Raw genomic sequence first — 9,570 nt, 5'->3', positions numbered from 1 at the left:
CGGCGGGGCGGCCGGGGCGGGGACGCGGTACACATCGGACCATGGACACTCCGCTGACCACCGACCGGCTGGTCATCCGTGACTGGACCGTCGACGACGCCGACGCCGCCCTGGAGATCTACGGCTCACCGGACGTCGCCCACTGGCTCACCCCCGCGATGGAGCGGGTCCGGGACACCGCTGCCATGCGCTGTCTGCTCCAGGCCTGGGAGGAGAGCCGGCCGAACCTGGTGCCGCCCCGGGGTCGCTGGGCGGTGCAGCGCCGGGACGACGGCACGGTCGTCGGCGGACTCGGCATCCGGCTGCTGCCGCCCTACGAGGACGACCTGGAGATCAGCTGGCAACTGGCCCCCAAAGCATGGGGGCAGGGATACGCCGTCGAGGCCGCCCGGGCCCTGATCGGCTGGGCGTTCGACCACGACACCGACGAGCTGTTCGCGGTCGCCCGGCCCGCCAACCGGCGTGCCGTCGCGACCGCGCAACGGCTCGGCATGCAGTGGGTCGGTGAGACGGCCAAGTACTACGACCTGCGCCTCCAGGTCTACCGGATCCGCCCCGCCGACCTGTCCGGCCGGTCCGGGTGAAGCCGCCGCCGTAAGCTGGCGGTGATGTTCGGTCCCGAAGGTCCCAGCCTGCGTGAACTCGCCGTCCAGGCACTGTCGTCGGTCGAGCGCGGCTACGACCTGCTCGCGCCCAAGTTCGACCACACCCCGTTCCGCACCCCGGACTCCGTCCTGGACGCCGTCGCCCGGGCACTGGCCCCGAGCGGCCCGTTCGGGACCGGGCTCGACCTGTGCTGCGGCACCGGCGCGGGCGTGGGCGTGCTGACCCGGATGTGCGCGGAGAGCGTCACGGGCGTGGACTTCAGCGCGGGCATGCTGGACGTGGCCCGGCGGCGGGTCCCGCAGCCGGAGGGCGGTCCGCGCCTGGCCTGGGTCCGGGCGGACGCCCGCGCACTGCCCTTCGGGCCCGCCTTCGACCTCGTGGTCAGCTTCGGGGCGTTCGGGCACTTCCTGCCGGAGGAGCTGCCGGGCCTGTTCACGCAGGTGCACGGTGTGCTGCGGCCGGGCGGCCGGTTCGCGTTCCCGGTCGTCGCCCCGCCCCGGCCCGGATCACGGGCCTACTGGACGCTGCTGGGCTTCGACACCGTGATGCGGGTGCGCAACGCCGTCCGGCGGCCGGAGTTCGTGATGTACTACCGGGCCTTCGGGCTCGGCCGGGTCCGGCACGAGCTGGAACGAGCCGGATTCGCCGTGGAGTCGTACGCCCTGCCGGAGTTCGGGCGACGGCGGGACGGGAGCCCGCGGGTCCGGATGGTGGCGGCCCGGCGGCTCCCGTAGCGCGCGGCGGGGCCGGGGTCAGACCGCCGCCGGGAGGGTGAACTCGTAGACCAGCGCGTCCTGCCGGGCGTCCACGAGGAGGTCGGTGATCTCCAGCGGCCGGGCGTACTGGTCCTGCACCAGCCGGGTCACCCGGACCGTCGGTGTGTCCGGGAGGCGGGTGATGGCGTCCCGGTGATGCAGCGTCAGACCAGCCCGGCGCATCCAGTCGTAGGCGCGCCGCAACTGTGCGGAGGAGGTGCCGTCGGCGCGGTCCCGGTAGCGGCCCAGCTCCTCGACCTCGGTGAGCGCCACCGCCGAGAAGGAGGTCACCGCGGTGCGCCGGCCCCGGCCGTCCGCGCCGGCCGACTCGTAGCGGTGCACCAGGGTGGGCCGGTGCGGGGCCAGCCCCAGCGCCTCGGCGTGCGCGGGCGGCGGGATCTCCCAGGCGACGGTGGCCCGGTCGACGGCGCGCCGGTCTGCCGGGCGGCGGGCGCCGACCGGGAAGGCGAGCGAGGTCGGATGCTCGACCGGCGGGCCGGGCAGGGTGGCGTGGCTGCCCCGCCGGTCGGTGCAGACCAGTCCGTCGCGGCGCAGGACGTCGAGCGCCTGCCGTACGGTCTCCCGGCTGACCCGGAAGTGTTCGGCCAGCTGCCGTTCCCCGGGCAGTCGTTCGCCCGGCGGGATGGTGCCGTCGCGCAGCTCGCCGAGCAGTTCGGTGGCGATCCGCCAGTAAAGGGGCTGGTCGTCGGGCCGGTGGGCGGGCCGGCCGGCGTTGTGCGGGTGGTCGTGCGGGGTGGTGCGGGCCATGCCGCGCCCTCCTGTTGGTGACGTGCCGTAGCCGTTCGGGCTCATTGCGCCACCACATCTAGCATTGGTCTAAACCAGTAGGGAAGGGCGGCCCGGCGGTTCGGCCGAAACCGGACCGCGCGGACCGCCCCGCCGAGGGCGCCGGAGGACCCCTCCGGCGGCGTCACAAGGCGCTGTACAGGGCCTCCACCAGGGCCATCTTCCGCGGGTCGTCCGCGATGCGCGGGCCCATGCGGTTCATCACATAGCCCAGCGAGAGCCCCGCCTCCGGGTCCGCGAGCCCGCAGGAACCGCCGAAACCGTCATGGCCGAACGCGCGCGGGTTCGGCCCGTAGGAGCCGTTCGCTCCGCTCAGCCACAGTCCGAGCCCGGCCTCCGTGTCACGGTCGAACCCGGCGCCGAGCACCAGGTCGCGGCAGGCGCCCTGTCCCTCGCGCACCCGCTCGGCCGCGTCGGGGGAGAGCAGGCGCCGTCCGCCGGGGGCACCCTGGCCCGCCAGCACGCCGTACAGGTCGGCGACCGCCCGGGCGGTGCCGTGGCCGTTGGCCGCGGGTATCTCGGCGGCCCGCCACTCGGGGGTGCCGGCCTCCCGCGCACCGACGGCCGGGTTGGTCAGCGCGGCCAGCGCGGCGGGCTCCAGCTGGCTGAAGACCGCCGCCTGTTCGCCGCGCGGTGCCGGCGTGTGCTCCAGCCGGGCGGCGCGCCCGGCGTCCCGCTCCGGCAGGCCGATGGTGAAGTCGATGCCGAGCGGACCGGTCACCTCCCGCTCCAGGAAGGCGCCCGGCCGCAGCCCGGAGACCCGGCGCACCACCTCGCCGACGAGATGGCCGTAGGTCAGCGCGTGATAGCCCGACCGGGTGCCCGGTTCCCACCACGGCTCCATGGCCGCGAGCCGGCCGGTGGTCACCTCCCAGTCGCACAGGTCCGCGAAGGAGTGCGGCTCACGCGGCCCGGACAGGCCGGCCCGGTGTGACAGCAGGTGCCGGACGAGCACCTTCTCCTTGCCGGCCGCGGCGAACTCGGGCCAGTAGGCGGCCACCGGAGCGTCCAGGTCGAGCCGGCCGCGATCGGCCAGGAGATGGGCGCACAGCGCCACCGGACCCTTGGTGGTGGACCAGACGGTGACCACCGTGTCCCGTTCCCAGGGGCGGGTGCGGCCGGGGCCGGCCCAGCCGCCCCACAGATCGACCACCCGCACTCCGCCGACCGTGACGGCGACCGCGGCACCCAGCTCGCCGCGGTCGCGGAAGTTCTCCTCGAACGCCGTACGCACCGCCGCGAAGCGGCTGTCGCAGTGGCCGTGCACCGCGGGCCCAGGCTCGGACATACACCCTCCGTCATCCGTCGGAACGCCCGGCGCGCGCTGCCGCGCACCGGACCGCCGCCGAACGTACCGACTGGTCGGACCGGAGGGAAGGAGGCGTCCTCGGGTCAGGCGTACGACCGCAGCCAGCTCAGCCTGACCCGGTCCTGGTACGGCCCGCCGCCCTCGTGGTCGTTGAAGTCGTACACCTCGATCGCCTTGTCCTCGTGCGCCCAGGCGTTGAACGCCGCGAAGACCGTCGAGGGCGGGCAGGTCTGGTCCTCCAGCGCCGCCGAGAACAGCGCCGGCGCCCGGCCGCGGGCGGCGAAGTGCACGCCGTCGAAGTAGGACAGGGTGTGCAGGGCGTCCGCGGTGCGTCCGCGGTGCGTCTTGAGGTAGAGGCCGATCTCCCGGTACGGGTTGCGGTCCGTCAGGGTCGTCGCGCGCGGGAAGTCGCACAGGAACGGCACGTCCGGCGCGACCGCCACCAGGTCGGGCACCAGCCCGCCCACCGCGATGGCGATGCCGCCACCCTGGCTGCCGCCGAGGGCGACGGTGCGGGAGGCGTCGGCCAGCGGATGCGAGCGCGCGGCCTCGACGGCCCGCACGGCGTCCGTGAAGACCCGGCGGTAGTAGTAGTTCTCCGGGGCGTCGATGCCGCGGGTCATGAAGCCGGGGTAGGCGGGGGCGCCGCCCACCGGGTCGGCGGTGCCGCCCCCGCCGCCCCAGGCGCTGCCCTGGCCGCGGGTGTCCATCACGAAGTGCGCGCGGCCGGTGGAGGCCCACAGCAGATGCTCGTGCGGCAGACCGCGACCGCCGCCGTAGCCGACGAACTCCATTACCAGGGGCAGCGGTTCCTCGGCCGCCGCGGGCAGGACCAGCCAGCCCTTCACCGGGTGGCCGCCGAACCCGGCGAACGTCACGTCGTACACCCGCACGGTCGACAGGCCCGTCTCGACGGGTTCGAACCGGGCGTCCAGGTCGTGCTCGCGGGCCTCCTGGAGCGTCTTGGACCAGAAGGCGTCGAAGTCCTCGGGCTCGGTGGAGTCGCTGCGGTACTCGCGCAGTTCGTCGAGCGGGAGGTCGAACAAGGCCATGGAGACCGCCTTCGAGGGAGAGGGGCGCTGATGATCACACCGTATGTTCACGCCATGATCGATCGCCAGACCCGGCCCACGTTTCGGACGTCGTCCGAGATCTCGAACGGTGGTGGCGTCGCTGGTCCTGCCGCCTCTCAGGCCCGCCGCCGGGTCCACTCCGGCTCGGTGCGGGCCCACTCCCGCTCCCACTCGTCGAGCCGGCGCAGGACCGCCGCCCGGCGGACCAGCGTGTGGCCCAGCAGCACCGCCCCGGCCGTGCCACCCGCCGCGCAGAAGCCCAGGGCGAGGGTGTGCTGCCAGATCACGCCGCTGTCCGGCGGCGCCGGCACCGCGCGGCCCCGGGCGTCGAACCACACGTCGACGCGGTCGCCCTCCTCGGTGCCCGCGGGGACCCGCGCGACGGCCGTGCGCACACCGTCCTCCGGGTCGGTCCAGCGCACGGTCACCCGGTACGCGTACGCACGGCCGCCATGCGCCGCGGACGTCGAACGCGGATCGCCGCCGACCACCTCGGCCCGCACCCGGTGCCGCTCCGCGCGCTGCTCGGCCGCCGTCGCCCGGGCGTCCTGATACGCCCACCAGGCCGTGCCCAGCCCCGCCAGCGGTGCGCCCAGCACCAGCAGGACGGCGACGACCAGCACCGTCCACGCCTCCACGACGTCCGACCGGCGCCGCAGCGGATTGCGCCGCCAGCGCCAGCCGCGCACCCGGGTCCGCATCTGCCGCCTCCTCGCCGCCCTCGCGTGGGAGCACCCCTGTGCATCCTCGTACCCCGTTCGCCGGGGTTCGCTCACGCAGTGGGAGAGGTGCGGGCCAGGCTCAGCCGAAGCGCTCGATGCGGATGCGGTCCACGGGCTGGCCGGCCGCCACCAGCAGCCGGGAGGCGTGCTCGGCGAAGGCGTTGGAGCCGCAGACGTAGGCCTCCCAGCCGCCCGGCGGCCCCTCGGCGAGCACCGGCTCCAGATGCGCGGCGGTCATCCGCCCCACCGGGGTGCCCGGCGGGGCGCTCCGGGTGAACACGGGGGTGGTCTCGGCGCCGTACTCCCGGGCGTAGATCAGCTCCTCGGGGCTGCGCGCGGACACCAGCAGCCGCAGCGGCACGCCGAGGCCGCGCGCCCGGTGGTGCCGGACCATCGACATCAGCGGTACGACGCCGGAGCCGGCGCCGATCAGCAGCGCGGGCCGGTCGCCGGGCCAGGCGAAGAAGCCGCTCACCGGGCCGCGCACCTCGACCCGGTCGCCGGGCCGGGCCTCGCTGTGGAACCAGCCGGAGACCTCGCCGCCCTCGACGTGGTCCAGGGTCAGCTCGATGTGCCCGGAGTCGTCGGGTGCGGACGCCAGCGAGTAGTGGCGCTGGGCGGAGTAGCCGTCCTCGGCGGTCAGCCGCAGTTGCAGGTGCTGGCCGGGGACATGGCCCACCCAGGCGGGCACCGCGAACCGGAAGGTGGCGGCGCGCGGGGTCTCCCGGCGGATCTCGGTGAGCGTGGCGGTCTGCCAGACGTTCGCGCCCTGGTGGGTCACGGCGATCCGGCCGGGGATGGCGAACCGGGTCGGGGGAGTGAAGGTGGTCTCAGTCACCGGAGTACCGCTGCTCCTCCCACGGGTTGCCCCGCGCGTGATAGCCGTTCTGCTCCCAGAAGCCGGGCTCGTCGTGGTCGAGGAGCTTCAGGCCCGCGACCCACTTGGCGCTCTTCCAGAAGTACAGGTGCGGCACCAGCAGCCGCGCCGGACCGCCGTGCTCGGGGGCGAGCGGCCGGCCGTCGTAGCTGAAGGCGATCCACGCCTTCCCGCCGGTCAGGTCGGTGAGCGGCAGGTTGGTGGTGTACCCGGTGTGCGAGTAGGCGACCGCGTGCGTGGCGGTGGGGAGGGGACGTACGGCGGCCAGGAAGGTGTCCACCGAGACGCCCCCGAACCGCACGCCGAACTTGGACCAGCTGGTCACGCAGTGGATGTCGCCCTCGTACACCGACCCGGGCAGCGCGTGTGCCTGTTCCCAGCTCCAGGTGCGGGGCTCCTCGACCAGCCCGTCGACGCGGAAGGTCCAGTCGGCGGGGGCCAGGTCGGGGGTGACCTCGGCGGACAGCACGGGCCAGTCGTCGCCCGCGTCGTACTGCCCGGGCGGCAGGCCCGGACGGTGGACGCGCGGGCGTCCGGTGAAGCCTCGGGTGACGTTCATGGTTCAACCGTACGTGCCCGTGGTGGGTGGTCCGGTGCCCGGGGGTGATCGTGGCGGGTGATCGCCACGCGGGCGATCGTGACGGGTCCCGGTCAGGCGTCTGTGGTGCCCGGCGGCGTCCACGCGTTGTAGCGGATCAGGTACCCGGCGAACCGGGCCAGGTCCTCGTCCGGCCAGTCCGCCAGCCGCTCCCGGAACGCCGCCCGGCGGCTCTCGGTGACCTGGGCGAGCAGCTGCCGTCCGGCGCCGGTGAGATGCAGCACCTGCACCCGGTGGTCGTCCGGGTCGACCCGGCGCTCGATCAGCCCGGCCCGCTCCAGGGCGGCGACCTGGCGGCTGACGGTGGACTTGTCCAGGGCGTAGTGCGCGGCGAGATCGGTGGCACGGCACCCGCCGCGCTCCTCCAGGTGGCCGAGCAGGGTGTACGAGACGAGTGACAGCTCCGGGTGCATGCGTCCCGCCGAGGCGCGGGCGCGGCGGGCGAAGGCTGTCATCTCGCGCTGGATGGCCTCCACGGCCTCGGCTGCTGTCACGGGACCTCCTCCGATCTGGTTGTATAGTACAACTTGAAGTGAAGGTTGTATATGCCAACTGGTTCTCCACGGGCCGGCTGGCGGACCGGAGGAGGAACCCGAGGATGCGGTCACCCGCGCTGCGCCATGTGCTCACGCACCTGGTCACGCCGCTGCTGATGTGTGTGGGCATGGGGCTCGCGTACATGGGGGCGTTCGTGACCCCCGAGCCGAACCACCTGCCCGTCGCCATAGTCGGCAGCGGCGCCGAGACCAAGGCGCTCGCCCAGTCCGTCAAGGACGAGGCGGGTGACGCGCTCGACGTGCGCACCGTCCCCGACCGGGCCCGGGCCGTCGGCCTGCTGGAGTCCCGGGAGATCACCGGTGCCTACGTCCCGGACCCCGCAAGGCCCGAGGTCCTGGTCGCCACCGCCGCCTCCGACATGGGCGCCATGGCGGTCGAGAAGGTCTTCTCGCCCGTCGCCGAGGCCCACGACGCCCCGCTCACGGTGACCGACGTGGCGAAGCCGGTCGACGACGACCCCACCGGACAGGGCCTGTTCTTCCTGATGATCGCGGTCAGCATCGGCTCCTACGCCTCGGTCGCGGTCCTCGGCGGCGCGGGCGCGGCACTGCCGATGCGGCCGCGGGCGCTGCTCACCCTCGGCGTCTCCGTCGTGGTCAGCGGCATCGGCGCGCTCCTCGCCGGCCCCGTCTTCCACCTCGCCCACCACGACCTCGCCGGGATCTGGGGGCTGGCCTGGCTCTACTCGGCGGGCATCCTGCTGATCGGCGTCGGCCTGCACACCTTCCTCAAGCGCTGGACCACGCTCGCCATGATGGTCCTGTTCGTGATGCTCAACTTCACCAGCTCAGGCGGCCTGTTCCGGCCCGAGCTGCAGAACGGCTTCTTCGGCACGCTGCACGCCTTCTGGAACGGCGCCGGGTTCGTGGAGGGCGCCCGCAGCCTGCTCTACTTCGACGGCGACGGACTCGGCCGCACCCTGTGGACGCTGGCCGCCTGGCTGGTGGCGGGCCTCGCCGTCACGGCGATCGCCGGCGCGTACGAGCGGCACCGGACCGCCCCGGCCTCCCCGGCGCCCCACGAGGCGGAGGAGGAGGCCGAAGAGGCGGTCGGGGTCTGACCGTTCGGCCCTGGGGTAGGGTTGCCGTCGGCCGCGGACGGACCCGGCCGCGTCAGACCGGGGAGGTGAGACCCATTACCGCTGCAACGGCACGGGTGTCCTCACCTCACCCCGGCGCGGACCGCCGGCCCGGTTGACACGAGGCGCCCTTCGGTTCCCGAAAGGCTTCTGGGTACATGCCCGCTTCTCGTTTCCTTCCGTCCCCCTCCTCCCGTAGTTCCGTCGTCGACGCCCTGCGCGCCGCGGGCTGCGTCTTCGCCGAGGACGAGGCCGACCTGCTGCTCGACGCCGCCCGCACCCCGGACGAACTCACCGCCCTGGTGGACCGCCGGGCCGCCGGCCTCCCGCTGGAGCTCGTGCTCGGCTGGGCCGAGTTCCGGGGCCTGCGCGTCACCGTCGAACCCGGCGTCTTCGTCCCCCGCCGCCGCACCGAGTTCCTGGTCGAACAGGCCCTCGCGCAGGCGCCGGACGCGCGCGTCGTCGTCGACCTGTGCTGTGGCTCCGGCGCGGTCGCCGCCGCCCTCGCCGACGCGCTCGGCCCCGTCGAACTGCACGCCGCCGACATCGACCCGGCGGCGGTGCGCTGCGCCCGCCGGAACCTCGCCGGGGCCGGCGGCCGGGTGCACACGGGCGACCTGTTCGAGGCGCTGCCCGCCGCACTGCGCGGCCGGATCGACATCCTCGCGGCCAATGTGCCGTACGTCCCCACCGGCGAGGTCGGACTGCTGCCCGCCGAGGCCCGGGACCACGAGCCCCTGACCGCCCTGGACGGCGGCGCCGACGGTCTCGACATCGCCCGCCGCGTCGCCGCCGAGGCCCCGCACTGGCTGGCCCCCGGCGGCTGCCTGCTCACCGAGACCAGCGAACGCCAGGCCCCGGCGGCGCTGGAGGCGTTCACCGAGGCGGGCCTGACGAGCCGTCTGGCGGCCTCCGAGGAGCTGTACGCCCAGGTCGTCATCGGCGTGGCCTGACCGCTGCGGCGCGTCGGCCGCACCCGGAAGCCGTGCGCCCTCCTCCGGCAGCCGTTCTCCGGCGGCTTCTTCGAACGCCGTGCCCCGCTCGTGCGTCACAGGAGCGGCACCAGTCGTCCGTCCCTGGGGGAGACCATGCGTACGAACCGTTCACACCCGGCGCGCGCCCTCGCGGCCGTGATCGCGCTCGCGGCCGGCGCCGCCACGGTGAGCTGCGGGAACGAGCAGCCCGCC

The 9,570-nt window shown here is 74.4% G+C and carries 11 protein-coding genes; 4 read left to right on the top strand and 7 right to left on the bottom strand.

Going from position 1 to position 9,570, the window contains the following annotated elements; all coding sequences use genetic code 11:
- Window positions 1-41: 41 nt before the first annotated feature.
- Both CCN42_RS04285 and CCN42_RS04280 read left to right on the top strand, forming a co-directional pair.
- Complete coding sequence (locus CCN42_RS04285) at window positions 42-584, top strand: GNAT family N-acetyltransferase (protein WP_086733136.1); 543 nt, start codon at window positions 42-44, stop codon at window positions 582-584.
- A 24-nt stretch (window positions 585-608) separates the two neighbouring features.
- Window positions 609-1,340 carry a class I SAM-dependent methyltransferase gene (locus CCN42_RS04280; RefSeq protein WP_086733135.1) on the top strand — a complete coding sequence of 244 codons (732 nt, stop codon included), beginning with the start codon at window positions 609-611 and terminating at the stop codon, window positions 1,338-1,340.
- 18 nt (window positions 1,341-1,358) lie between these two features.
- Here the strand turns inward: CCN42_RS04280 and CCN42_RS04275 are convergent, their stop codons facing one another.
- The 7 genes from CCN42_RS04275 to CCN42_RS04245 all read right to left on the bottom strand — a co-directional run bounded on the left by CCN42_RS04275 (window position 1,359) and on the right by CCN42_RS04245 (window position 7,241).
- Window positions 1,359-2,129, bottom strand: coding sequence for a GntR family transcriptional regulator (locus CCN42_RS04275; RefSeq protein ID WP_086733134.1), 771 nt, complete (start codon window positions 2,127-2,129; stop codon window positions 1,359-1,361).
- A 163-nt stretch (window positions 2,130-2,292) separates the two neighbouring features.
- On the bottom strand, window positions 2,293-3,456 hold the full coding sequence (locus tag CCN42_RS04270; RefSeq protein ID WP_086733133.1) for a serine hydrolase domain-containing protein: 1,164 nt from the start codon (window positions 3,454-3,456) through the stop codon (window positions 2,293-2,295).
- 104 nt (window positions 3,457-3,560) lie between these two features.
- Complete coding sequence (locus CCN42_RS04265; protein WP_086733132.1) at window positions 3,561-4,529, bottom strand: acetylxylan esterase; 969 nt, start codon at window positions 4,527-4,529, stop codon at window positions 3,561-3,563.
- A gap of 137 nt (window positions 4,530-4,666) precedes the next feature.
- Window positions 4,667-5,251 (bottom strand): Rv1733c family protein, encoded by a 585-nt coding sequence (locus tag CCN42_RS04260; RefSeq protein ID WP_086733131.1) that lies wholly within the window; start codon window positions 5,249-5,251, stop codon window positions 4,667-4,669.
- Between the two features lie 100 nt (window positions 5,252-5,351).
- Window positions 5,352-6,110, bottom strand: a complete 759-nt coding sequence (locus tag CCN42_RS04255; protein ID WP_086172461.1) for a ferredoxin reductase — start codon at window positions 6,108-6,110, stop codon at window positions 5,352-5,354.
- Complete coding sequence (locus tag CCN42_RS04250) at window positions 6,103-6,708, bottom strand: sulfite oxidase-like oxidoreductase (RefSeq protein WP_086733130.1); 606 nt, start codon at window positions 6,706-6,708, stop codon at window positions 6,103-6,105. The genes CCN42_RS04255 and CCN42_RS04250 overlap by 8 nt, the downstream gene beginning before the upstream one ends.
- Before the next feature lie 92 nt (window positions 6,709-6,800).
- Complete coding sequence (locus CCN42_RS04245; RefSeq protein ID WP_086733129.1) at window positions 6,801-7,241, bottom strand: MarR family winged helix-turn-helix transcriptional regulator; 441 nt, start codon at window positions 7,239-7,241, stop codon at window positions 6,801-6,803.
- A 104-nt stretch (window positions 7,242-7,345) separates the two neighbouring features.
- On the opposite strand from CCN42_RS04245, the gene CCN42_RS04240 reads away from it, so the two are divergent.
- Window positions 7,346-8,365, top strand: coding sequence for an ABC-2 transporter permease (locus CCN42_RS04240; protein WP_086733128.1), 1,020 nt, complete (start codon window positions 7,346-7,348; stop codon window positions 8,363-8,365).
- A gap of 176 nt (window positions 8,366-8,541) precedes the next feature.
- Window positions 8,542-9,336: a putative protein N(5)-glutamine methyltransferase gene (locus CCN42_RS04235; RefSeq protein ID WP_086733127.1), complete on the top strand. Its 795-nt coding sequence runs from the start codon at window positions 8,542-8,544 to the stop codon at window positions 9,334-9,336.
- Window positions 9,337-9,570: the final 234 nt, after the last annotated feature.

The organism is Streptomyces glaucescens (assembly GCF_002154375.1).
In the GTDB taxonomy this organism is placed as follows: Bacteria; Actinomycetota; Actinomycetes; order Streptomycetales; family Streptomycetaceae; genus Streptomyces; species Streptomyces glaucescens.
Note: the sequence above shows the minus strand (reverse complement) of the source record. Positions and strands in the feature narration are given on the sequence as shown.

What these genes read in the sequence shown, in the direction of transcription:
- CCN42_RS04280 (WP_086733135.1), top strand. Translation starts at nt 609, where the DNA reads ATGTTCGGTCCCGAAGGTCCCAGCCTGCGTGAACTCGCCGTCCAGGCA.
- CCN42_RS04260 (WP_086733131.1), bottom strand. Translation starts at nt 5,251, where the DNA reads ATGCGGACCCGGGTGCGCGGCTGGCGCTGGCGGCGCAATCCGCTGCGG.
- CCN42_RS04235 (WP_086733127.1), top strand. Translation starts at nt 8,542, where the DNA reads ATGCCCGCTTCTCGTTTCCTTCCGTCCCCCTCCTCCCGTAGTTCCGTC.
- CCN42_RS04250 (WP_086733130.1), bottom strand. Translation starts at nt 6,708, where the DNA reads ATGAACGTCACCCGAGGCTTCACCGGACGCCCGCGCGTCCACCGTCCG.
- CCN42_RS04275 (WP_086733134.1), bottom strand. Translation starts at nt 2,129, where the DNA reads ATGGCCCGCACCACCCCGCACGACCACCCGCACAACGCCGGCCGGCCC.
- CCN42_RS04265 (WP_086733132.1), bottom strand. Translation starts at nt 4,529, where the DNA reads ATGGCCTTGTTCGACCTCCCGCTCGACGAACTGCGCGAGTACCGCAGC.
- CCN42_RS04270 (WP_086733133.1), bottom strand. Translation starts at nt 3,456, where the DNA reads ATGTCCGAGCCTGGGCCCGCGGTGCACGGCCACTGCGACAGCCGCTTC.
- CCN42_RS04240 (WP_086733128.1), top strand. Translation starts at nt 7,346, where the DNA reads ATGCGGTCACCCGCGCTGCGCCATGTGCTCACGCACCTGGTCACGCCG.
- CCN42_RS04285 (WP_086733136.1), top strand. Translation starts at nt 42, where the DNA reads ATGGACACTCCGCTGACCACCGACCGGCTGGTCATCCGTGACTGGACC.